The sequence below is a fragment of the Pirellulales bacterium genome (assembly GCA_019694455.1).
GTDB lineage: Bacteria > Planctomycetota > Planctomycetia > Pirellulales > JAEUIK01 > JAIBBY01.
In genome coordinates this window covers 103,253-127,543 of record JAIBBY010000004.1, presented here as the reverse complement: position 1 = coordinate 127,543, position 24,291 = coordinate 103,253, and the positions used below count along the sequence as shown (strand labels likewise).

General features: G+C 62.6%; 13 protein-coding genes. 3 read left to right on the top strand and 10 right to left on the bottom strand.

Going from position 1 to position 24,291, the window contains the following annotated elements; all coding sequences use genetic code 11:
• Window positions 1–13 precede the first annotated feature (13 nt).
• The 4 genes from K1X71_03420 to K1X71_03405 form a co-directional block, all read right to left on the bottom strand.
• Complete coding sequence (locus tag K1X71_03420) at window positions 14–1,345, bottom strand: efflux RND transporter periplasmic adaptor subunit (GenBank protein ID MBX7072174.1); 1,332 nt, start codon at window positions 1,343–1,345, stop codon at window positions 14–16.
• A gap of 182 nt (window positions 1,346–1,527) precedes the next feature.
• Window positions 1,528–6,348, bottom strand: a complete 4,821-nt coding sequence (locus K1X71_03415) for a polyketide synthase dehydratase domain-containing protein (GenBank protein MBX7072173.1) — start codon at window positions 6,346–6,348, stop codon at window positions 1,528–1,530.
• Complete coding sequence (locus K1X71_03410; protein ID MBX7072172.1) at window positions 6,345–7,838, bottom strand: SDR family NAD(P)-dependent oxidoreductase; 1,494 nt, start codon at window positions 7,836–7,838, stop codon at window positions 6,345–6,347. The genes K1X71_03415 and K1X71_03410 overlap by 4 nt, the downstream gene beginning before the upstream one ends.
• A 26-nt stretch (window positions 7,839–7,864) precedes the next feature.
• The gene (locus K1X71_03405) at window positions 7,865–14,110 is read right to left on the bottom strand and encodes an acyltransferase domain-containing protein (GenBank protein MBX7072171.1); all 6,246 of its coding nucleotides are present in this window, start codon (window positions 14,108–14,110) and stop codon (window positions 7,865–7,867) included.
• Between the two features lie 680 nt (window positions 14,111–14,790).
• Between K1X71_03405 and K1X71_03400 the strand changes: the two genes are divergently transcribed.
• Complete coding sequence (locus K1X71_03400) at window positions 14,791–15,369, top strand: Maf family protein (GenBank protein MBX7072170.1); 579 nt, start codon at window positions 14,791–14,793, stop codon at window positions 15,367–15,369.
• Between the two features lie 27 nt (window positions 15,370–15,396).
• On the opposite strand, the gene K1X71_03395 is transcribed toward K1X71_03400, so the two are convergent.
• Window positions 15,397–16,755 carry an aspartate aminotransferase family protein gene (locus K1X71_03395; protein ID MBX7072169.1) on the bottom strand — a complete coding sequence of 453 codons (1,359 nt, stop codon included), beginning with the start codon at window positions 16,753–16,755 and terminating at the stop codon, window positions 15,397–15,399.
• Window positions 16,756–17,291: 536 nt separating this feature from the next.
• Here K1X71_03395 and K1X71_03390 point away from each other — a divergent pair.
• Window positions 17,292–18,809, top strand: coding sequence for a hypothetical protein (locus K1X71_03390; protein ID MBX7072168.1), 1,518 nt, complete (start codon window positions 17,292–17,294; stop codon window positions 18,807–18,809).
• Window positions 18,810–18,865: 56 nt separating this feature from the next.
• A complete protein-coding gene (locus K1X71_03385; GenBank protein ID MBX7072167.1) occupies window positions 18,866–19,645 on the top strand; it encodes a class I SAM-dependent methyltransferase in 780 nt (259 codons plus the stop codon).
• 12 nt (window positions 19,646–19,657) lie between these two features.
• Here the strand turns inward: K1X71_03385 and K1X71_03380 are convergent, their stop codons facing one another.
• From K1X71_03380 to K1X71_03360, 5 genes are all read right to left on the bottom strand, one after another.
• The gene (locus K1X71_03380; GenBank protein ID MBX7072166.1) at window positions 19,658–20,581 is read right to left on the bottom strand and encodes a universal stress protein; all 924 of its coding nucleotides are present in this window, start codon (window positions 20,579–20,581) and stop codon (window positions 19,658–19,660) included.
• Between the two features lie 48 nt (window positions 20,582–20,629).
• The gene (locus tag K1X71_03375; GenBank protein ID MBX7072165.1) at window positions 20,630–21,076 is read right to left on the bottom strand and encodes a hypothetical protein; all 447 of its coding nucleotides are present in this window, start codon (window positions 21,074–21,076) and stop codon (window positions 20,630–20,632) included.
• A gap of 61 nt (window positions 21,077–21,137) precedes the next feature.
• Window positions 21,138–21,587 carry a universal stress protein gene (locus K1X71_03370; GenBank protein MBX7072164.1) on the bottom strand — a complete coding sequence of 150 codons (450 nt, stop codon included), beginning with the start codon at window positions 21,585–21,587 and terminating at the stop codon, window positions 21,138–21,140.
• A gap of 259 nt (window positions 21,588–21,846) precedes the next feature.
• On the bottom strand, window positions 21,847–22,932 hold the full coding sequence (locus tag K1X71_03365) for a N(4)-(beta-N-acetylglucosaminyl)-L-asparaginase (protein MBX7072163.1): 1,086 nt from the start codon (window positions 22,930–22,932) through the stop codon (window positions 21,847–21,849).
• A 9-nt stretch (window positions 22,933–22,941) separates the two neighbouring features.
• Window positions 22,942–24,267 (bottom strand): amidohydrolase family protein, encoded by a 1,326-nt coding sequence (locus tag K1X71_03360; protein MBX7072162.1) that lies wholly within the window; start codon window positions 24,265–24,267, stop codon window positions 22,942–22,944.
• Window positions 24,268–24,291: the final 24 nt, after the last annotated feature.

The window sequence follows — 24,291 nt, the reverse complement described above, 5'->3', positions numbered from 1 at the left end:
TCGCCAACTCGATCTAGGCGGATGCCTGAGTGCGGATTTTCACGCTTTGGCCGTCCTGCAGATCGGAGGCTGGCGCCTGAATGACAATGTCGCCCTTCGTGAGCCCGCTCTTGATTTCGACGTCGCTATCAACCGTGGCGCCCAACTCCACCACCCGTTTGTGGGCGATTTGATTCTCCACCACGTAGACATACGACTGATCGCCGTCTTTGAGCAGCGCCGATTGCGGCACGGTAGGCACGCTGTTTTCCGCTGCGGCCGCCTTCGTGGCGTCGGGCTCAAACGTCACCTGGCAGTTCATGTTCACCATCAGGCGATCGTCTGGGTTGTCGATCTTCACATGTACCGTGCCGACACCGCGCGCCACGTTTAAAACGGGCTCAATGAAGCTGACATGCGCCTCGTACTTCTGATCTTTGTACGCGTCCGGCACGATGACGCACTTTTGGCCGATCTGCACGTCTTTGAGGCTGTCTTCCTGCACGTCGACTTGCGCCAACAGGTCGTTCATGTCGGCCACTTCGCACAGGCTGGTGAAGGCCAATTCGGGGTGAATGTCTTCACCTGCCTCGGCCGTCTTGCGCAGCACGACGCCGTCGATTGGCGATTCGAGTCGCGTGACCAGGCGCCAATATTGGCTATTGGCAAGCGCCGCCTCGTTGCGCCGCACTTCGGCCTCTGCCGCGGCGATGCGCTCTTCGCGCGGGCCGCGCTTGATGAGCGCCACCTGCTGCTCTTGATTGCGCAGCGTAGCTTGCGCCTCGGTGTATTTCGAGACCGTTTGCACCATCTCGGCGTCGGTCACGGCATCGTTGTTCCGTTTGTTCAATTCGATGCGACGTTCCAACTCGCTCTTCAGAAACTCGGCGGTCGCCTTGGCTTGGTCGCGCAGCGCCTCGGCGGCGGCAATTTCTTCGGGCAATGCCCCATTCTGCAATTCGCGCAGTTGAATCTGGGCCATTTCGAGCGAAGCCTTGGCCTGATCGACTTGTGCTTGATAAGTCGTCGGATCGACCTGGGCAATCAGTTGCCCCTTGGTCACCTTGTCGCCGACGCTAACCGGAAACTCAATGATCGTGCCGGCCGACCGGGGAGTGATCTTCACGACATGTCGTGGATAAACAAATCCAGCCAACTGCAATGATTCAGCTGGCTTGGGCGCTCCAAAACTGAACGCTTCGAACTCTTTCAATTCTCCGGCGCCCCCCGTGCCGCGATACTTGGCGGCCAAACCAGCGCCGCCGGCGATCGCCGCCAGCGCGATCAGCCAAGTGATGCGCCGTCGCCAACTGCCGCCGTCGCGACGCCGTTCGGCCTCTCCGAGCTGCAACGAACGCAATCGCACGGACATCGGCTCCTCTGGCCCGTCAGCCATGTCAGTTGTTTGAGGCGCCCGTTGCACTTCGGTGGCCATCGTTTGCACCTTGTCAGATTCGGTGAACTAAAGATCAATCCGGCGGCGCCATCGCAATGCACACAGCGGCCGATTCATTTCGTATGCGAACCAACTTCTGAGCCTAACGAACGTCATTGCCGCTGACCAGTCGCCATCGCCGCGACGCCAGCGCCTGATGAAGAATCCAGCCAGCGCTGAGGGCCCCCATTGTCGGCTGGCGCGGTCATGGGCGCCATGGCGTACGCGATCACATGCTCCGACCAGGTGACGCTATGGACTACAAAGCGTTCATCCGTCGGCACATACTGCACCAGTACGCAACCTTCACCATCCGCGTCTATCGCCAAAAAGTCCTTGGGGCGGCCCTGGAGCCCCGTGCCTAACAGCTTGGCCACCGCCTCCTTGGCGCACCACAAGCGCACCGCCCAGCTCGCTCCTGGCAATTGTCCTTCCAGGCTGTCGAGCAAGGCTCGTTCGGCTTCTGTAGCCATATACGGCAACACATCTTGCATGGGTCGGGCAAGCGCCTCGACATCCACGCCCACTGCAAAATCGCTCGCCACCCCCACCGCCAAGTCGTTGGTGTGCGACAGACTAATCCGTGGCCAAGCCGGATCGCCGATCGGCGTCAGATGCGGGGCGCCCTGCTCGTCGTGTACCAACATCAGGTCGGCAGGATGCGGATACTCGGTTCCGTGCCGCCGCGCCCACCAAACGCGCACCGCGTCTTTCACGGCACAGCGCGACATGACGCGCTGCCGCCGCTGCTTGTGACCTTCCAGCAGCCAATACTCGCGCATTTCCTCGGAATGCAGGAAAATCCGGCCCGCCCAATCGGGGTCGATGTCCTTGAAGTCTTGCCGCTCGACGACGACCAAGGCACTACCCTCGGGCAGGCCCGGCACGGCCAACTCCTCGCCAATCAAGTAGCGGTTCGGCAGACGCGTCGAGTCGGCGTATTTGGTCGACCACTTCCACAAAAATTCGGTCCAATTGGCGACCCGCAGCCAAAGGCCCCCCTGGCCATCCTCGATTTCGATGTTGAAGCGCATCTGCTTGGTGTCGGGATTGATCTCGACCACCTCCATCCTCACCGGCAACACTGCGCCGGCGTCCGGCATTGGTCCGTAAAGCTCCAATTTCTCAAAACCGGTGGGCAGGATGTACAGGTCGTTGGCCAAGGCCCACAGTCCCACGATCTGCCCGATGCCATCCATCAAGCACGGATCGGTGAGCAACATTGGCTCGGACAACGACGCGAACAATCGCTCGCGCGGCATGGCGCGCAGCCAAGCCGAGGCGCCCGGATTGCCAAACCGGTCCATCTCGGCGACGCAGTGGAACGCCGGGCCATGAAACATCAGCCGTTCGGTGTATACCTGCTCGCCGGTAAACGGCCATGGGCCGTCCTGGCTGGAGTCGGCGATGGCGAAATTCAGGTCTTGTCGGTAACCCTCCGCCATCAGCACTGTGGCGGAAAAACTAAGCTTGTCTTCGAAGTAGATCTGGCAGTTCACGCGGCGCACGCCCGTTTCCGGGTCGTCCCCCGCCACGCGACATTCCACCCGCACCGGCGCCCGCTCCTGGTCGCGCAGGCCCACCCAGCGCAAGCCGCGCACCTGCTCAAAACCGATCAATCCCTTGCCGGGCGAGAGCAAAGCCGCCCCCTCGGCGACAAACTCCATGCTCATGGTCAACGGTTGCACCGGCAACCGCTCGGCCAGCGGCTTGTTCTCGGCATGCACGAACAAGTGATCGTGAACAAACAAATCTTCGACCAGATCGAGGTCGCGCTCGATGAAGATCTCCTGCTCTGGCACATAACCCACCACTCGACCCAATACCGGCAGAGGCATCCCAGCAAACGGCGCGTGATAGTCCACTGACTCTTCGACTGGTTCTGACTCGGCAGCGGATTGCGCCGCTGCAGCCTCTTCCGTGACTGGCGTTTCGGTTGGTGCGACGTCCGCTGTCGCGGCGCTTGCTGCCGCTTGGCGTTCCAGGGCGCGGCGCGGAATTACGCTCTCGTGATACAAGGGGCTCCAATCAATTCGCAGCGGTATCTCAATCTTGCGTGGTTGAGGCTCGCTCGCCGTGGCGTCCAAATCCAACCGTGTGGCGCTGCGGGTCTCGAACAGCGGCGACAGGCTCAGCGGCACGCCGGCGATGAGCAGCGTGGCGCACAGATGATGCAGTTGGGTGATTGGGTCGCGCGTGTCGACATCGAGCGCCGCGGTGACCGTCTTGGCGCCTTCGGGGAGTAGCCGCTCCAGATGCGCGGCCATGTGCCCACCCCCTACCTGCACAAAGACGCGCGCGCCGTCGTCGTACATGCGACGAATCGTCTGCCAAATGCGCAACGGATGATCGATGTTGAGCATCAGCGTTTCGCGGATGCCCGCCGCGTCGTCGGGGTACTTGTCGGCTAAGATCGACGAGTACAGATCGATCTGCGGCTTCTTGAGATCAAACCCCTCGGGGTTCAATTCTGTCGTCAGTTCGTCGCGCAGGTGGCTCAAGGCCGGAGTGTGGATTGGCGGATACGGTAGCAGCGTGACCAGCACCTGCTCTTTGCGCAGTTCCTCGCCCACGCGCATTAACCCCTCGCGCTCGCCGCCAAAGATCACTCCCTCGGGCGCCATGTAAATGGCCATATACGTGCCCGGGTTCTGGTCCAAAAGCGGCTGCACCTTTTCGGCGCTGGCCCAGGCAAAGGCCAGTCGCTGGCCGCTCAGGTCGCGAGTATCGACGTTCACCACCTTCCAGAAGTCGGGCGCTGTCTCGTGGAAATCGCATACGCCGGCCACGCAGAGCGCCGCCATTTCTCCCTGGCTCTGACCGGCCACCATATCGACCGGAATGTTGAACTTGCGCAGCAGCACCCAGCCCACCCAATTGCTGAGCGTCACACCCATCGCGGCCAAATAGCGCTCGTGCGCGGGCGCATCGGTGGCCGTGTACTCATCGACCTTGGGGGGCGCCAACCGCTTCTTCAGCTTGGCTCGATATTCCTCGGGCAGGCTCGCCGGCGGAGAAAAGACCGAGCTGGTCGGAATGGTGTCCTCGGGATGCCGGTCGCGATCCTCAAAGAAGTCGAACTCTTCGCGCACCTCGGGGAAGTGCATGCACAGTTCGAGCAAATGATCGGGATAGTTGCCGATCAGCCCCGGAAAGCCCATGCCGGGAAAGATGTAGGCGATTTTTCCTTCCTGGCGCGTGGCGGCGTCGGAATAGTAAATCTCCTCCACGTCGTCGAACCCGCGGTTGGTCGTCAAACGTTCCTTGGCCAGCTTGGCAAAGCGGTCCAGCGAAGCGAAATCGTCGCAAATGATCGTCAGCTTATGCGCATGGGCCTGCTCAACTTCGCCCGCCAGCGTAAGCGCCACATCGGCCAAGGTGGCGTTTTGCCAATCTTGCGCGAGATAGCGCTCCAAGCGTTCGATTCGCGCGGTGAGTTCCGCAGCCGACTCCGCGGAGAAAACCAACAGTTCGCTCGCTCGGCGAACCGACGGCTGAATCGGTCTGGGAATGGCCACCATCGACGAGCGGCCAGTTTCCGCGGCGACTTCCTCCATCACCACATGCGCGTTGATGCCGCCAAAGCCGAACGCGTTGGCGCCCGCACGGCGCGGCCCCAAGGCCGGATTATGGACCCACGGCCGCGCTTGCGTCGCCACATAAAACGGCGCGTCGATCAGTTCCTCGCGCGGCTGATCGCAATTGAGCGTGGGCGGAATGATCTTGTTCGAAAGCGCCATGGCGATCTTGATGAACGAGGCCATGCCCGCCGCCGGCATGGTGTGGCCGATCATCGATTTCACGCTGCCCATGGCGCGGGCAGTTGGCGGTTGGCTGCTCGTGCCATAGAAGGTCTTGATCGTCTCCACCTCAACGGCGTCGCCGACCACGGTGCCGGTGCCATGCAATTCCAACAGGTTGATGGAGTCGCGATCGACTCCCGCGTCGCGATAGGCGTTTTCGAGGCACAGGACCTGTCCACCGCTGGATGGGGCCAGCACATCGACATCGCCGCCGTCGCTGGCCGAGCCCACCCCTTTGACGATGGCGTAGATGGAGTCACCGTCGCGCAGCGCGTCTTCCAACCGCTTGAGGATGACGGCGCCCCCCCCTTCGCCCACCAATAGACCGTCGGAGCGACGATCGAGCGGACGACTGATCTGCGCGGCCGATAGCGCGCCCAGCCGCGTAAAGACATACAAAAACGACGGCGTCATGCTCAAAAAGAGCCCCGCCGCCACCGCCAGATCGCACTGGTGCATGCGCAGCCGATGCGTGGCCTGCTCGACGGCCAATAGCGACGATGCGCAAGCGGCGTCGACCGCGTAGGCCGCGCCGCGCAGGTTGAGGCGGTTGGCCGTGCGGCTGGCCGTGATGTTCGACACCGCGGTCGACACATTGTCGATCGCCTTGGGAGTGCAGGTGCCGCGGCAGAACGCTTCGATCTCGTCGCGGCGCCCGCGCAGCAAGTCGGGGAATTGGCGGTCGATCAGTTCGAGCACCATGTCGAACATCTCGGCCCGCATGGTCAATTCGACCAGCTTGCCGGTGGGGTACGCCCCGCGGCCAATGATCACATCGGTGCGGCGGCGCACGGCGGCGTCGGCGGCGACACGCGCGTCGCGCAGCGCCAAATCGACCAGTTCCAACATGAAGAATTGATCGGGGTCGCCGTGCTTGACCAGGTTCGGCGGAATCCCGTACGGAACCGGATTGAACACCACCTCGTCGAGGAAGCCACCCCGATGAAACGGTATGTGCGCATCGTGATCGGCGGGCACGTAAAAGTTGGCGTGCTCGCGAAAACGCTGGGCAGGAAGATCGCGAATGCCGTCGACGCCATTCGCCAAATTGTGCCAATACTGGGCAAGGTTGGCCGCTTGAGGAAAGCGGCAGGCCATGCCCACCACGGCGATGTCGTGGTCCTTCATCATGCTCCGCTACCGACCGCTACGCCGAGCATTTGCTCCACACTGCCGCTGACCACGACCTCGGCGCTCGTGTCGGCATGATTTCTTGTCTCGTCCAGGAAGAACCGCACGCCGACGTCGATCGGAATCAGGTCGAATCCCACCGTCGCGTACATGCGCCGCAGTTCGTCGGTCACCATCCCACCATCCCACGGGCCCCAGTTGATCGCAACCACGCGGGTGGGCCAGCGGCGCGACAAATAGTCGGCCAGCTTGTTCAAAAACTCGTTGGCGGCGCTGTAATCGACTTGACCGGTATTACCGAACCGGCCAGAAACCGAAGAGAAGAACACCAAAAACTTCAGCCCCTCGGGACGCAGTTTGGCTGCCAAGGTCAGCGCGCTGTCGACCTTGGTGCGGAACACATTGGCGAACGACTCCGGCGTCTTGTCGCAAATCCGCTTGTCCTCGATGATCCCCGCGCCATGGACCACGCCATCTAGCCGGCCGTGGCGAGCGTAAATGTCGTCCACCAGCGCGCCCAAGGCCGCGGCGTCGCGGACGTCCAGCGAATGGTATTCGACCGCCGACGCGGCCTTATGGCACGCCTCGTAATTCGCCCGAATCTGTCGATCCTTAAGCACGCGGGCGACACGCTTTTCGATGTCCGCCGGAGTCAATCGCTCGCCACTCTGTCGCGATTGCTCAATCAGCCGCTTGCGCACCTCTTGTGCGGACAGTCCGCGCGTGGCCGACGGTTCCTCCCCCGGCAGCGCCGAACGCCCGACTAGCACCAGCCGGCAGCCCGTCTCACGCGCCAGGCCAATTGCCGTGTCGGCCGTGACGCCAAACGCGCCACCCGTCACCAGCACCACCGCCTGGGCGTCGATGCGCGCCGAGAGATTGCCGCTGCTCACCGGAGCCGGCACGAGATCGAGCTTCCAGCGCCCTTTGCGCGTCAGCCCCACCTCAATCAAGTCGTCGTCCGCGGCAAACTCGTCCAACAGTCGTGTCGACAACACATGCGGTTCGAGCGATAGATCGATGTCGATCGTCTTGACCGTGAGTTGCGGCGCCTCGCGCCGTAGCGTCTTGGCGATGCCGAGCGTGCCAGCGCCGTCTAGCGCGGCCTCGTCGGCGTCTTCGCCGAGTCCGAATTGCCCCCCCAGACCGGTCACGTTGTAGAAATAGCCGCCGCCAGCGACGGCGCTGTCGCGCAAGTCGTTTTCAAATTCACGCGCCAAGTTGAAGGTCCACAAGCTCAACCGCAATGCGTTCTCGGGCTCGCCGCCAGGATGTCCAAACGGTGGGCAGATGCCCAGCAGATTGATGACGCAGCCGGTCAGACTGTCGTCGGCGCCCTTGAGTTTGGCGTGTAGCTCCGCCACCTGCCGCGGATTGCCCAAATCGGCCTCAAACCGATCGGCGCTCGCCTGGCGCAGTTGAGCGCCGGGCACAAGATGACGTACGCGATATCCCTCGGAGACAAGGGCCGCGCCAATCGCCGTCGACACCTCGCGGACGTCGCCGACGATCAGAATCAGTTGTCGCTCAGGGAATTTTTTTTTTGCCCGGCGACTTCCAACGGCGCCTCGGCTGCGGTTAAAGCGTACCGATCCACTTGACCGTTTGCCTGGCCATTGGTGTGCGGCGCGCCGTTCGTGGCGGGCTGGCTTGGCTTGGCCGCGCCAGTCGATTTGCTCAAGATCGCGGTACGGCGACGATCATACGAGTTGATGATGTCCTTGAGCGTCTTCAGCTTGGTGAACTCGACCAATTGCTCTTCTTCGTCCTGATCCTCGTCGGCGAAGTAGTCGTGGTACTTCTTGAGGTTGCTAAAGATCTCCACGGTCTTGATGGAGTCGATGCCCAATCCCGCCTCAAGCGGCAACGTCTCGTCGAGCATGTCGACCGGATATCCCGTTCGCTCGCTGACGATCTCCAACAGATCGTTGCGGAACTCATCGGTCGTCGGCGGTCCGCCAGCGGCCTCGGCAACCGGCGCCGCCGGCTTGCTGGTGTGTTGTCCGTTCTGCGACGCGGGCGCCGTCGCTACTGGCGCCGCGGCGACCGTAGTCGGCGCAACCGCTGGCTTGGGCGCCGCCAGATTCGGAACCGCCACGGGGGGCCGCGCTGCCGCTGGCACGGCCACCGCACGCGGCATCGCAGCCGCGCTTGGCGCAGCCACCGGGGCCGCCGCAATCGGCGCGACAGCGATTGGCGGCGCTGGCGGGGCATAGGCGACCGGCGCCGCAATGGCCGGCAGCGCCGCCGGCGCGGCGATGGCAATGGGGGTCAGCGACGCGCCTTGCAGGCAGTGCGCCAGCACGCGCTCTTGAGTATCCAGATAGCGCTCGATCATTCGCTGTTGCGACTGTTGAAATTCGAGCAATTGGCGAGTGGTCGCTTGAAACTGCCCGAACATCTCCAAACCGGCGGTTGTGATCGAAGGCCCATTGCCGGTTTCGCCGTGCGAGCTGGTCATACTCGGAGTCGTCCTATGAAAAGTCGATGTCGGAATGATGGGGGGCGCGGGCGGAACTGCCACCGCTGCGCGAATCACGGGGGGCGGAACAGGCGCCACGGGCAGTGGTTGCCGCGGCAAACTCGACACCGGCGAAACCGGCGTCAGGGGCTCGGGTGGGGTCGAAACTATTGGCTCGACCGGCGCGCCGCTCGAAGCGGCCGAAGTGTCATTGTGAACCGGCAAAGGTGAATTTTCTACCCCCTGAGGCGCGGCCAGGGGTGTTGTTTTCTGTTGGCTTGCCTGCGGAATAGCGGGCGCCGCCGGTTCGCCGCTGGTTTCCAGCGGCTTCATGCCAAATTTGGCCCGCAGTCCCGAACCATCCCGCTTGCGTTCCGGCAGCGGGGTTACAGGTACGGCCTTCGACGGGCCCAAGACCCAATCGGTCGGCTTGTACGTCGCCAGGGCGCGGGCATGCTTGCAAAACGCGTCGACCGACATCGTTTCCAGGCTGCGGGCACGGAACCAATCGGCCAAATCGACCGGTAGCCCCAGCGCGGCACACTGAGCCAGCAGATGGCCAAACTGGGTCCAACCCTCCCGACCAGGGGCCTCCAGCGCGATGGCCGTGACCGGCTGATCTTTGAGGATCCGGCCAATCAGACTGGTGAGCACCTTGCCCGGCCCAGCCTCGATGAAGAGCCGCGCCCCATCGGCGTAAAGTTGCCGCACCTCTTTCTCGAACTGCACCGGCTCGGAAAAGTGCTGGGTGAGCAGTTCGCGGATGACGGCCGGCGCCGCACCGTGCTCCTCGCCAGTTGTGTTGCTGTAGACCGGGATTTGCGGCTTTTGAAAATCGGCCATGCCAAAGTGCACCGCCATCGCCTCGCTGCCAGCCGACAAGAGCGGGGTGTGAAACGCGGCCGACACCGGCAGGCGGCTGATTTTCAGCCCCTGCCTAGTCAACTCCGTCACCGCCGTCTCAATGGCGCTTTCGCTGCCGCCGATCACTGTTTGATCTGGCGCGTTCATATTGGCCAGATGCAAATCGAGGTCGAGCTCGCGGATGGCCGCCAGCGTGGTTTTGGCGTCGGCTCGCACGGCGGCCATGCCGCCCGGAGCGGTGTGCGCCACCTCGGAGCAAACCTTGCCGCGCATCGCCGAGAGCCACAACAACTCTTGCTCGGTGAGGCAGCCCGCCACATGCAGCGCCACAAGCTCGCCGTAGCTATGCCCCGCCACGCGCCCCGGCCGAATGCCATAACGAGCGAGCAGCTCGGTGGCGAACAACTCCAAAATGCCAAGCGACGGCTGCGCTACGCGCGTCTCAGAAAGCGCCTTGAACTGTGCTTGCCGATCGGCCTCGGCGAAAACCGGCGGCGGGTAGATGTATTTTGAGATAGGCTCGGGCAAGAAGTCGGCCAACAGCGAATTGGCTCGCGAGAAGAGCGGGTGGCCCCAGCGGCTGGTCGACACCAAGTCGCGCAGCATGTTCACGCTTTGCGAACCCTGCCCAGGATACAGGAAGCACACCTGGTCAAGCGGAATCGGCGGCGCTGCGGAGAAGTAAATGCCGCTCGGATCGTTGAACGTGTCTTGTTTGGCAAGTAGTGTTTGCGCGCGGTCTAATCGGGCGCGCAGCTCGGCGACGGTCGAAGCCACAATCGCCAATCGGCAAGCATCTGATTTGGCGGGCCGGTTGTGCTCGTCCACCATGACCGATTGCGCCAATAGCGGCAGGTCTTCAGTCGGCAGGTCGGCCAGTTTGTTGACTAGTTGCGAAATGGCCGTGACCATTTCCGCCTGCGAGGCGCGGCGCCAGATGAAGGTCTCCGCCGCGCGTGGCGATAGATCGAGATCACTCGCAGGGTGGTAGGCGTTGCCGTACTCTTCGAGCACCACATGGAAATTGGTGCCGCCAAAGCCAAACGCGCTCACGCCGGCGCGGCGCGGCTCACCGCCCAGTTCGTCGAGCCAGGGCCGAGTCTCGGTGTTCAAATAAAAGGGACTGGTGGGAAAATCGATGCGCTCGGTCGGCTTTTCCACGCCAATCGTGGGGGGCAGTACTCCATGCTTGAGCGCCAGCGTCGCCTTGATGAGGCTGGCGGCGCCAGCCACAGTTTTGGTGTGACCGATCATCGACTTGACCGAGCCAACCGCCACAAACTGCTTGCGCTCCGTATAGTCGTTGAAGACCTGACTGAGCGTGGTCAGTTCGGCGCCGTCGCCGACCGCCGTGCCGGTGCCGTGCGCCTCGACCAACGAGATCGTGGCGGGCGAGACTTGCGCGTCGTCGTACGCGCGGACGACCGCCTTGGCCTGCCCAGGCGGGTGCGGCGCCGTGAGACTCCGGTTCTTGCCATCGCTAGAACTTCCTATGCCTTTGATTACCGCGTAAATGCGGTCGCCGTCGCGTTCGGCGTCGGCCAACCGCTTCAACACCACCACCGCAATGCCCTCTCCCAAACCAATGCCGTCCGCCGTGTCGTCGAACGGTCGCGAGCGACCGCCCGGCGACAGCGCGTGCGTCTTGCAGAAGCACATATAGCAGAACGGATTGTTCGTCGCGTCGGCCGCCCCCACCAACATCATGTCCGAAGTGTGCGTGCGCAATTGCTCGATCGCCGCGTGCAACGCCGCCAGCGACGCCGCGCACGCCGCGTCGACCACATAGTTCGGGCCGTTCAAATTGAATTCGCGCGCGATCCGCCCCGCGATCACATTCAGCAAGAAGCCGGGGAACGAGTCCTCGGTCCACTCGGGCAGTTGATCTTCCAGCGAGGCGAAGATGCGCTCCCGGTCTTCCGCGCTCAATCCTTCGGCCAGCGGCAAATAGTTCCGCATCATCGTGCGGAAGCTATAACCCGAACCCAGGTCATGCGAGCCGGCCGCCGCGAAGATCACGCCGGCGCGCTCGCGCGGAAAATCGCGCCGGTCATAGCCCGCGTCGGCCATCGCCCGCGCCGCAACCTCCAGCGAAAGAAGCTGCACCGGCTCGATGCTCTTGAGCGCGGCGGGCGGAATGCGCCATTTCATGGGGTCGAACTTCATCTTGCCGATGAAACCGCCCCATTTGGAATAAATGCGGTCCGGCGCGAAGCGGTCGGGGTCGAAATAGTCGTCGGCGTTCCAGCGTTCCTTGGGCACTTCTTCCACGGCGTCGACCGCCTGGAAGATGTTTTGCCAATACTCGCGCAGATTCGCCGCCTGCGGAAACATGCACGACATGCCGACAATCGCGATGTCGTCGCTCTTGGCGCGCTGCGATTCTGGCCCGCGCTGCCACGGCAACCGTCGCGTGGCCAGCTTTTCCAGCAAAGTCACGCTGCCGGCGGCGGCCTCGTCGTGAAACCGCGACAGGGGCAGTGGTTCGTGACGCAGGCCGGCCACCTGGCCGATCATGTACATCCCTTTTTCACGCTGCGTCTCTACATCGACCTCGATCAGGTCGCTGCGTCCACCAGCCCGCGGATCGCTGCCACGATCGCGCCCCTTCGACGCGACTCGCAAGCGGCCGACGTTGAGCATTTCGAGTTCCATGCGGATCTCGTCGCTCGACTTACCGGCCAAAATCAACTCGTGCTTGACGCGATTGAACTCTTCCGCGAAAGGGGTCCTCACGCAGCGCGTGGCATGGCCAATGCCCGACTCCAACAGCACGGTGTGCTCGCAGGAGATCGCTTGCTTCTGAAACTCCTCGGTGATGGCGCCGCATTCCACCGCTTCGTGCGTGAACAGGTACCCCGTCCCCATCAGCACGCCGATCTTCATGCCGCGCGAACTGAGCGGCGCGGCCAGCGCGGCGACCATGGCCGACGACAGCGCGTCGTGTATGCCTCCCGCGAACACCACTTGCACATCATCCGGATGTTCGAGGTTCGCGTCGACCAGCACATCGATGATCGATTGCCACAGACAAAAGCTGGAGCGCGGCCCAACGTGCCCTCCGCATTCGCGCCCTTCAAAGATGAACTTGCGAGCGCCGTCTCTGAGAAAGACCTCCAGCAGGCCGGGCGAGGGTACGTGCAAAAAGCTGGCGATGCCGTCGCTCTCCATGTCCTTGGCCTGGCTCGGACGACCGCCGGCGATGATCGCGAACTTCGGCTTCACCGCCAAAATGGCGTCCATCTGCGCGTTGCGCAACTCAGGTGGCACAAAGCCCAAAATGCCCACGCCCCACGGCTTGTCGCCCAGCCGCTCGCCCGTTTCGGCCAACAACCGGTGCGACTCGTCGCCGCGCATCATCGAGAGCGCGAGAAATGGCATGCCACCATGCGTGGCCACCGCGTCGGCAAAGGCAGCGACGTCGCTCACGCGCGTCATGGGACCTTGAAAGATCGGATAGCGAATGCCAAGCGTCTTGGCCAGTGGCCCCTGAGGCGACAGGGCCTTGTCGCGTTTGGCGCGTGATAGATTCTCTTCGATGTGCCGTTTGTACGCAGCCAGAATTCCGGCCACGTTGATGTGCTTGTCAGCAAGCCGCCGTGCAAAGGCTATCTCTTGCCCCAGCGGAACCAAGCGATCCGCATCGCCGGCGGCGGTAGTCAAGTTATCTCGCAGCGACGCCTCCCAGTCCTCCCCCGCCGCGATCGACCGCTGCAAGCCTTCAAAGGTGCTGCGGCCGCTGCGGGTGAAGAACCGATAAGCTCGCTGGTCGTCGCCGATTGTGGCCGTTTCGCTGCCGTCGAGTTGCTTCCAGCGGCGTTGCTCCACTGGGTCCAGCGGCGATTCGGTGGCCAGCCACAACTGCTCCGAAAGCACAATTCCGGTGGCGCCGGCCAAAAATGCGGCGGCCGCCGTGTCGGGGCCCAGGCCCCCCTGAATCCAATACGGGATCGTCAGCTGTCCGTGTGCCCGCTGCAACAACAAGAACGACGATTCGCCACCGACGCGCCCAGCAGCTTCGTGCCCTTTGAAGATGACGCCATCGAAGCCCGCCTCGGCCGCCGCCAGCCCGTCGGCCAGCGTATAGGCCTCCACCAGCACCCGCGCGGCCATCGAACGAGTTTGTTCGCGAACCTCCGCCAGCGACAAACCAGAGCCGATCAATCCCCCCAACACCAAGGTTGGGCACTCGACGTCGAATAGCAGTTCCTTAAGCACCACCGGATCGCGGGCGCGATCGCTCAATAGATCCCAGCGTACGCCCCATTGGCGCCCCTTGCCCACGTGGCGCTGCAACTCCTCAAATGCCTCGCGCGACGACTCCGGAAAGCTGCCATAACCCAGGTCCAGAATCCCGATCTCGCCCGCACGCGCGGCGGCAATCGCCAACCAGGCATTGCAGTGATGGGCAGGGCTTGTGACCAGGATCGCTGACAACGTCGGATCTCCTTAAAATGACGACGAACAAGCAAGCATGCGAATCGCCAATACTTGGCGGGACGCAAAAAACCGGGAACAGGCGGATCGATCGCCGCAGCGATTCCTTCTAAAAGCGGACAGGACTGGCAAACAACCAGTGCGCCTGTGACACAAAGGGGCGGCGAAAGCGGCGGGAGAAAGACAAGCGATTCGACATCGGCACGTCTCAAACAAGTCGAGTCTCTGATTCCGACGCCTCGGCTGCATGGCTCGTTCACCCAATGGCGACGAATATGCTTAGCGGCCCTTCTGCCCGACAGCGCGCATACGACACAACCACGTTTGTGCTGATCGAAAAAGGCACTAGTTGAGTCGGACGCGACCCTGCGGGAGAGGCCGCGGCTTGCTCATCGAACCACGCTTCCGCGAACGGGAAAACGCAGCCGCATTGCAGGCCATTTTGCCGAGGAGAGTTAGCGAACTAAGTATGACCACCGCAATTTCCGATGTCAACGAACGGCCGCGACTTCTCCAAAATTTCAGAGTGTTCACAACCAACCGTCGTATCATTACTTACGAACACTACGAACCTAAGCTAATGACCCATAGGTGATACACTCGCCGGTGCGCGTAAGTTTCGCGCCACGAACGATTTTTTGCCGCGATTTATACGTTTTTGTACAGCGAGCACGCAGCGCATGGCTAAGTTCGCCCCGCAATTGATCCTGGCGAGTCGATCCCCTCGGCGATGCCAGCTTCTCACAGAAGCCGGCTATCAATTCACCATCCAGCATCCGGCCGACGCCGCCGAATGCGGCATCTGCTCTGGAGAAAGCCCCCCCGCCTATGTAGCCCGGCTGGCCATGCAAAAGGCGGCTGATGTGACCAGCCGCGTCGATCGCGGGTTGATCCTTGGTTGCGACACCGTGGCGGAGTGTCAGGGGCAAATACTCGGCAAACCCATCGACGAGGCGCATGCCCGTCGCATGCTGGAACTGCTGAGCGGTCGCGAACATCGAGTCTACAGCGGCCTTTGCCTCTGGGATCATCCAACTCGACCGCCACGCGTCGAGGTGGCCGTCACCACGCTACTCATGGAACGCCTCTCGAGCACTCAACTCGATGACTATCTCCGTTCGGGATTGTGGGAAGGCAAGGCAGGCGCATTCGGTTATCAAGACCGCACCGGCTGGCTGCACGTCGTTGACGGCAGTGAATCGAATGTCGTGGGGCTGCCCATGGAATTATTGGCCCAGATGCTCGCCGAACTGGCTTAGTGGCCTGCCAGAGCGATCTATCAATCGCTAACAGGCAACCTCAGACAGGCAGCGGTCCAGGATGGCAATCGCCTCGTCTAGCTCGTCGCGAGTGATCGTCAGGGCGGGTGTGAGCGTGATGATACTGCCCATCGTCAACTTGAAGCTCAGTCCCAGGTCGAGCGCTCGGTAAAGCACCTGCTCAGCGGCGTCAGTGGCAGGCTCGCGCGTAGCACGGTCTTTGACCAGTTCGATGCCCAACAGCAACCCAATTCCGCGCACATCGCCTATTAGCGAATGCCGTGCTTGCAACCGCTTCAATTCGGCCATAGCATGCTCGCCCAACAGCCGCGAACGCTCCACGAGCCCCTCGCGCTCGATGAATTCGATCGTCGCCAGTGCGGCCGCGCAGCAGACTGGGTTCTTTTCGTGTGTGTAGTGCCCTAGCGCGCGGTCGGCTGCCACATTCAGGCCATCGCGGGCCAATAGCGCCGCCCAAGGCAAAATCCCGCCCCCCAGCCCCTTGCCGAGCACCAGCATGTCGGGCACGACGCCAAAGTGTTCGCAGGCGAACATGGCGCCGGTGCGCCCGAGCGCGGTGGGAATCTCGTCAAAGATGAGCAGCGCGCCGTGCCGGTTGCAGGCGGCCCGCACCTGGCGCCAATAGTCGGGATGCGGAATATACGGTGTACAGCGAACTGGCTCGGCGATCACAGCCGCCACATCCCCCTCATGTCGCAACACATAGTCGATGTAGTCGGCGCACTTAAGATCGCAGCCGCCGCGCGCGGCGCAGCCCCACAGGCAACGATACTCTCCCGGCGGCGGCACATGCTCGGCGCCCGCCATTAGCGGTCCAATCCGCCCGCGAAACACCTCCTCGCCCCCCACCGAAATCGCGTCGAGTGAGGCGCCATGAAACGAATCCCACATGGAGATCGTTTTGTAGCGCCCCGTAGCCACGCGGGCAAGCTTGAGCGCCATGCCAATTGCGCCGGTTCCGCTGGGACAGAACAGCACGCGATTCAAGTCGCCCGGCGCCAAGGACGCCAACTTTTTGGCGAGATCGATCGCCGGCTGATTCGCGTAGCGGCGGGTGCAAAACGAAAGATCGTCGAGTTGGGACTTGATTGCCGCGATGACGGCCGGATTGGCGAATCCCACCTGATGGACATTGTTGCCGTGAAAATCAAGGTAGCGCCGTCCTTGCAGGTCTTCGATGAACACGCCTTGTGATTGAGCCAGCGCGTTCAAACAGGGTGTGGACAGCGATTGATGCAAGAACCAGCGCGCGTCTTCTTCGAGCACTTCTCGCGTCTGGTCGTCGAGAGCTCGGCGCTGCCAGTCGGCCCGCCGCTGTGAAAGGTTCACGTCTCCCTCGGATCGATCAACCGTTGGTTCTGGCATGAGCGTGTTGGGGCAAAAGCTGGCGGCGCTGGGGCCGCGACAAATCGCGGCGATTGAAGGCACTTGAGTATAGGTAGATGGCGACGCGCATGCTTGCGCCGGTTGGCTGAAGCGCAAAAGTCGGTTGGCACGCGGCACCCAGCTTGCGATAGCAGCAATCACATTTTCGGTTGACACCGGCTTCGGAGACAAACTAGCCTCTATTGGCCGTTGCGCTGGACACCTCCTGCTCTCGATGTCGATTATTTCGGACGTCAGGGCTGGTCAGCGGCATGCCTGGGGCGCAAGATGCAACCAGGGGCATAGCTCATCGGATATCTGCCTTGTCTATCAAGTTCCGAATGGCCCAGCGCTGTGCGCCGTTGCTGCCAGCTCATTGCCCGCCCACAAAGGCAGACGCGGCGCCTCGGCGCGCGCTGCTTTCGGCTGGCAAGTTGTTGGCTGTCTGGTTGCTGATATTGCTGCTCAGCGCACTACCGTTAGCGCCATGTGCCCTCGCCGGAGCCCCGACCCAGGCCGAGCGCGACGCTATTGGTTTGACCGACCTTGTCACGCGCTTGGGCGCGGCGGTGCCCACCGGCGCCAGCGTCACCGTATCGCAGATCGAAGCGCCGCGCACTTCCACCAACGATTACATGGTGAACAACCTTTTGCCTGAATTCGCGGGCAAGACCATCACCGATAAGACGGGTGGCGGCGTGGTGTCGGAGCACGCCAACAATGTGGCGCGCAACTTCTACGGCGCCGATGGCCTTGCGCCTGGCGTGCTTGCGGCCGATATCTACAACGCCAACGATTGGTACTCCAGCGACGTGTTGCGGCTGGAATCGACGGCGCCGCCGGCCATCGAAACGCGCGACGTGCAAAATCATAGTTGGATCGCCAATTACACCGACGGCAGCGCGCCCGATGTCGCCGCCGCCACCGACGTGCTGCGCCGCTTCGACTATATGATCGAACGCGATAATTTTGTCGCTGCGGTGGGCATCAACAACGGCGCGTCGACCACCATGCCAGATGTGCTGGGCAATGCCTACAACGCGATTGCCGTGGGACGTAGCGACGGACAAAGTTCGCTTGGCCCCAGCACAATCGACGTGGCTGGCCGTACGAAGCCAGATATTGTCGCGCCAGCGGTGAATACCAGCGTTGCCACCAGTTGGGTCTCAGGCGCGGCGGCGCTTTTGCTCGATTCCGCCAATGGCAACTCATTCGCCCGCGAATCAGAAACGATTAAGGCGGTACTGCTCGCCGGCGCCGAAAAGTCGCCATTCGACCTGGATGGCGCGACGGCCAGTCTGGCCGACGACTGGTCGCATACCACCACCCAACCTCTCGATCTCCGCTACGGCGCTGGACAGCTTAATGTCGACGAATCGCACCAAATTTTGACCGCTGGCCAGCAACCCGCCAATGGAGCGGCCGAAGTCGGTGGCGTAGGCTGGGATTTTGCCAACATCCTGCCCACCGGCGAGCGCGAGTACTTCTTCAGCGTCGATCCCGAGCATGTGGCGTTCACCTTCTCTGCGATCGCCACTTGGAACCGCCAGATCGAGTTCGAGCATGGATCGGGCGGCGATCCGGCCACATTCACTCCTTCGCTCGCCAATGTCGACATTCGACTTTTCGCCGCTGATGGCTTTACCCGCGGCGCAATGCTTGACGAGAGTGTTTCCACCATCGACAACGTCGAGCACATTTTTCAGCGCGCGCTGCAAAGCGGCCATTACGTGCTGACGGTGGCGACCGATCAACCAGTCGATTTCGCCGTGGCCTGGGACGCTGATCTTGTGCTGAAAGGCGATGCCAACGGCAATGGGATTGTCGATGGCGCCGACTACACCATTTGGGCCGATCATTTCCAGCAATCGCCGCAACCATTCTGGCATGGCGACTTTAACGGCGACGGCGTTGTGGACGGCGCCGACTACACGCTGTGGGCCGACAATTTCACGCCACTGCCAAGCGCCGCGGCCTTGCCCATACCCGAGCCGGCGGCAGGAGTCCTGGCGCTTGTCGGCTGCCTGGTGGGCTGGCTCCTGTTTCGCCGCTAGCAGCGGCCAGCGGGCCTCTCGATGTGTCTCCCCCTGGGCCTGGATAGGCGATCAACTTGGTTTCCAGCGTTCCAGAGTGGCGCCTGCCGCGCGGCGTTAGCCGCGGCATGTGGGACTATGCTCGCACCGATCATATCGCCAACGACTACGACGAATACTTCGCCTACAACCAGCTTTTCGCATTCGACGAGTCGGTGTTGCTCGACGAATTTCGCCACCCCGGCGCCATCGTCGATTTGGGCTGCGGCACTGGTCGTTTGCTGGTCGCGTTTGCGCGGCGCGGCTTTCGCGGTGTGGCCGTAGACCTGTCGCATCCCATGCTGCAAATCGTTGGCAAAAAGGCGGATTCGGAAAGCCTGCCCATTGATCGCGTGCAGGCCAACCTGGTCGACCTCGACTGCCTGGCCGACGCATCGTGCGATTACTGCGTGATCATGTTCAACACGCTTGGCATGATTCGCGGATTGGACAATCGCCTGCGCGTGTTGCGGCACGCCCGACGAATCCTGCGGCCCGGCGGGCGCTTCGCGCTGCATGTGCATAACCGTTGGCAGAACCTGTTCGACCCCCAAGGGCGCTGGTGGCTGCTGGGGTCGCTGCTGGGTCGCGGACGAAGCCGCGGCCTGGAGCCAGGCGACAAAGTATTCGAATATCGCGGCATTCCCAATGTGCAACTGCACCTGTTCTCGCTGGGCGAAATGCGCCGCTTGCTGCGACGTTCCGGATTTCGCATTGCCCGCGTCATTCCGCTCGACGCCGAGCGCCAGCGTCCGCTGGCGCGGCCTTGGGCGCTGGGCCGTATCCGCGCCAATGGTTGGATCGTCATCGCCGATTGACGCCAAGCGCCGTTAGCCATGTTCAGGCAGACGCACCAACAGCACCGAGCACGGGGCATGCGTCAGCACGCGCTCGGCGGTGCTGCCAAGCACCCAGCGAGCCAGGCCGCCACTTTCCTTCGAGGCCATGATCAGCAGATCGGCGTTGTCCGCGGCGGCAGTGGCTAGGATTTGTTCGGCGGGATATCCCTCGAGCACGATCGGCGGCTCGGCCGCAAACGGCTTGGGCAGTTGCGGGCGGAACTCCGACAACTCGCGAAACTTGTCCCGCTTGCGCTGCTCGATCTCCGCGAGATAGGCGCGGGCCAATTCTTCGTCGCGAGCGCGCTCTGTCCCCTCGACCAGCCAGTTGGGCAGTTCACCGCCCAAGAGCGACTCCACCACATGCATCAGTCGGGCGGAACAATCGGCCGGCCAATGCAGCCGATGCAATATCTCAACCACGCGCTGCGCGGCCGGGAGGTTGTCGACGGGCATCAAAACACGGTGGCCGCCCCCGCTGGCCTTGCCTGGCTTGCGACGAGCGACCAGCAGCGCCTGCGGTGCGTGGCGCGCCAACGATTGCGAGACGCTGCCGATGAGCAAGGCGCGGATCGGCCCAACGCCGCGCGCGCCGACGGCCATCAACTCGGCTCCGAGTTCCTCTGCTAGTCGCGGCAACTCGTCGCGCGGGTCTCCGCCCCCCACTACGGTCTGGACACGAGACCGTAGCCGCTCCGGCAGCAGCGCTCGCGCTTCGTCGAACACTGAGCGAGCCAGCGCCTGGCGGGCGCGGTCCGCCAAGTCGGTCACGTGAACGGAGTGTCGCGGCAAGCGAATCTCTGGAGGCGAAAAATAGAGGGTGATGGAATCGCCATCGGCCGACAATAGCGCAGCCGTTTGACGCACCGCCTCGACGGCGCCGGCGGAACCATCCACGCCAATCAGGGCTCTCATGCGGAGGGACTCCTGTGGTTTGGGGCCGTTCAATAGCCCGCGCGGGACTCAGACGACGGCGACATTGAACGCGCGCCCCAACAGCTCGTTTTCGGCCTGTTCGTGAGCGTGCAGCTTTTGGGCGAATTTTTGAAACTCGGCGCGCAGCTCCGACCAACGCTTGCGCCAATCGCGCGCTTCTTGCGCATGGCGGGCAACGCGATCAATCATCAGCACAAATTGCGCATGCTCGCGATGCAGCGCCGCGGCTTGCGCCGCGAACGCGGGCGCGCGGCTAATCGCCTCCTCCAGGCATCCCCCTTCTTCCTCGCGGGCAAAATGCTCTTGCAGCCACTCTTCGACGGCGCGGACCCGCGCAATGATCCGATCGAACTGTTCGGCGCTGGTCGCTTCGGCCTCAAGCAGATGCAGGACGTCGCACACCTGCTCATGCAAATGACGATGTTCGGCGAGCGCCTGGTTGAGAAAGGGATGCCATGGTCCGGTGGCGTTCATTGGGCCCTCCGTTTCGCTTGGGCAAATCTTGTATTCGCCGTTCCGTTTCCTCCGCTGGAATTTACTTCTTCTTGGCCGACGCCTCGGCGGCGCTGGGTTTGAAGGTCAGCACCGGGCATTTGGCGCGGCGCACCACCGCCTCGGCAACGCTGCCCATCAGCAAGTGCTTGATTCCTGTGCGGCCGTGCGTGGCCATGACAATCAATTCGCACTCTTCCTGTTCGGCCAAGCGCACGATCTCGTCGGCAGGGTCGCCAGTCACCAGCCAATGCTCAAATGGCACGTCGAGATCGACCGGCTTGACCACGTCGAGCATGTGTTTGAGCGCTTGGCTGTCGGGGTACATGACTCCGTAATACATCTCGCCGCCGCCATAGGCCATGGCCGGCTCTTCGACATGCACAATCAGCAGTCGGGCCTTGCGCTCGCGCGCCAAGCTGGCCGCGTATTCGAGCGCCGCGTCGCTCAAGGTCGAAAAATCGGTTGGGAACAGTATCTTTCGCTCGCTCATGACCACACTCCCGATAGGCAACTCGAACGTGCGTCACACCCAACTCGTCATTGTCGCCCGGCAGCTTGCGACTTGTCTGCCCCCTAAGGTGAGCGAATCGGCCCACTCATGTGCTTGCGGGGCCACCGGCGCCACGTGGTTAGGCCACGACAAGACCGACTTTCGCCAACATTCTGAAACCTCGTGGTTTCAGTTGGATTTTGCTGCAATCCTCGTTCCAGATCAGCGAAATAGAATTATGTCGGCGCCTTGCTATTAGCTATCTTGGCCGCTGATTCTCAAAAAGCGCGACACAATCTTCATGCCGCGCGCCTTGCTGATCGGTGACGGAGAACTTCTCGCCGCCGTACAGCGACACGCCCGCATGCGCGCCATCCTTGGCGAGCAAGTAGAGCTTGAGGTCAAACGTGGGTCGGCCGTCCTGATCGAGCAAGCGCTGGGGAGTGTGGCTGACCACCCGGCGCAAAACCTCGAGCCCCGCCTCGCGCGGCCCGGCGCCGCCGCGCATCAGTTCGACTGCGGCAAAGCTCGACAGGTTCTGCAGGTTCGCCTCGCCGCGTCCCGTGCTGCCGCACGAACCAATCGCGTTGTCCACATAAAGGCCCGCGCCAACGATCGGCGAGTCTCCCACTCGGCCGGGCAGCTTGAACGCCAGGCCACTGGTCGACGTGGTGCAGGAGATTTCGCCTGCGCGGTTGATCGCCGCCAGATGGATGGTGCCGGTCGGTCGCGCGAAGTACTTTTGCACTTCGGGATCGACCTCGCTCGCCGGCGGCGGCAACCAGTCGTCCTGATCCGATAGGTTCGCTTTCCAATAGAGCCAGATCTTGCGGGCCTTATCGGTCAGCAAATTCTCTTCGACAAATCCATGCGCCCTGGCGAAGCGCAGCGCGCCCTCGCCAACCAGCAACACATGGTCGCTTTCGATCATCACGCGCCGGGCGACCTGCGCCGGATGGCGTATGCCGCGTAGCGCCGCCACCGCGCCGGCCTGGTGCGTGGGACCATGCATCACGGCGGCGTCGAGTTCGACCACGCCCTCCTCGTTTGGCAAGCCGCCATAACCGACCGAGGTGTCGTTGGGATCGTCCTCCACGATCGCCACGCCGGCAATAGCCGCGTCGAGCGTGTCGGCGCCCGCTTGCATTAGCTCGAACGCCTTGCGGGTGGCGGCCAGCCCATTTTCTGAAGAGATCGCCTTAACCGGGTATTCGCCCGGCTTGATCGGTTTCCGTTTGGCTGGCTGCGAGGCCGGGGCGCTATCGGCGGCAGCAGCGACCACGCCCATACTGGCGGCGCCGGTAAGAAATCCGCGTCTTGATGTGAATGCCAGTGGCGCGTCCATGCGATGCCCTTATTTCAGGTCGAGGCGGCGATATTTCTCTTGATACTTGTCCCACAAACGGCGATGGCGATTGCCAAGATCGATCTTGCGTCCTTGAATGTACGCTTGCTCAACCTGTGTAGGCGTCTCTAGCGGATCGCCATCGGTGACGATCAGCGTGGCGTCTTTGCCCGCTTCGAGCGAGCCAATACGATCGGCGACCCCCAATATCTCGGCCGGCGAGAGCGTGATCGCTCGCAATGCGACATCCTTCGGCAGCCCGAATGCGGCGGCCATTCCGGCATGGTACGGCAGATTGCGAACTTGCGAGGCCTCGACCGCGCCGCTGATGCAAAATTGAATGCCCGCCGAACGCAGACGCTCCGCTAAGGTGAACGGCTCGTCGTAGTAGTCGCTGGCTCGCTCGGGCAGTCGCTGCACGCCGGCAATGATTACCGGCACGCTGTGCTTTTTAAGCAGTCCCGCGCAGTCGGGGGCGCCATAGCCTCCCAGGATGACGAGCCGCAGCTTTTCTCGCTCGGCCAGCGCCACGGCGCCTTGAATCTGCTCGCACTCATCGGCATGCACAATGACCGGCGCCTTTCCATCAAGAAACGGAATCAACGCCTCCCAGCGCGCGTCGATGTCGACAGATTGCTCTTGCTTGCGTTGCCGGTACGCGCGCGCGTTGGCAAAGGCGTCGCTGATGGCTCGAATGTGCTTGTCGCGCTCAGCCGAAAACTTGTCCTCCTCCGCCTTGAGAAACCAGGCTCGCAGCGGACGCACTCGTGGCCAAACCACATGTAACGCGGCGGGCGATCGGAGCGTCATGTCCTCGTTCGTCCAGCCATCCAGCGACACGACCGCCGACTGGCCGCTGATGACGCCGCCCGACGGAACCACCAGCGCCGTCAAGATGCCGTTGGCCCGCGCCACCGGGATTAATTCGCTGTCGGGATTGATCGCCACATTGGCGCGAACATTGGGATTGATGCTGCCGGTTTCCGCCTTGTCGAGGGTCGCCCGCACCGAGGGAATTTCGACTAGCCCCAGATCGGTGAACGATTCGAACAGGCCGGGATAAACATGCTTGCCGGCGACGTCGATCTTTTCGCAATCGTCGGGCAGCGACGCCTCGGCGGCGACCGCGGCGATTTTTCCATGTTCGAACAACAGCGTGCCGGTGGCGATATCGGGGCCGCTGACCGGGTGAATCGTGCCGCCGACCAGCGCGATGGCGCGCGTTTGCGGCTTGCCAGGAATCTCGGGCGACGCCACGGCTATACGACCGCTGGTGGATATGTACAGGCAGACGGCCAGCATCGCCAATCGCCCGCAGCGGCGAAGATTAGACATAGCGGCAGCAATATGGTTCATGGG

Bases quoted from the DNA above. Each gene is read 5' to 3' on its own strand.
- K1X71_03370 (MBX7072164.1), bottom strand. From the start codon at position 21,587: ATGAGCGAGCGAAAGATACTGTTCCCAACCGATTTTTCGACCTTGAGC.
- K1X71_03415 (MBX7072173.1), bottom strand. From the start codon at position 6,348: ATGATGAAGGACCACGACATCGCCGTGGTGGGCATGGCCTGCCGCTTT.
- K1X71_03375 (MBX7072165.1), bottom strand. From the start codon at position 21,076: ATGAACGCCACCGGACCATGGCATCCCTTTCTCAACCAGGCGCTCGCC.
- K1X71_03380 (MBX7072166.1), bottom strand. From the start codon at position 20,581: ATGAGAGCCCTGATTGGCGTGGATGGTTCCGCCGGCGCCGTCGAGGCG.
- K1X71_03360 (MBX7072162.1), bottom strand. From the start codon at position 24,267: ATGTCTAATCTTCGCCGCTGCGGGCGATTGGCGATGCTGGCCGTCTGC.
- K1X71_03395 (MBX7072169.1), bottom strand. From the start codon at position 16,755: ATGCCAGAACCAACGGTTGATCGATCCGAGGGAGACGTGAACCTTTCA.
- K1X71_03365 (MBX7072163.1), bottom strand. From the start codon at position 22,932: ATGGACGCGCCACTGGCATTCACATCAAGACGCGGATTTCTTACCGGC.
- K1X71_03400 (MBX7072170.1), top strand. From the start codon at position 14,791: ATGGCTAAGTTCGCCCCGCAATTGATCCTGGCGAGTCGATCCCCTCGG.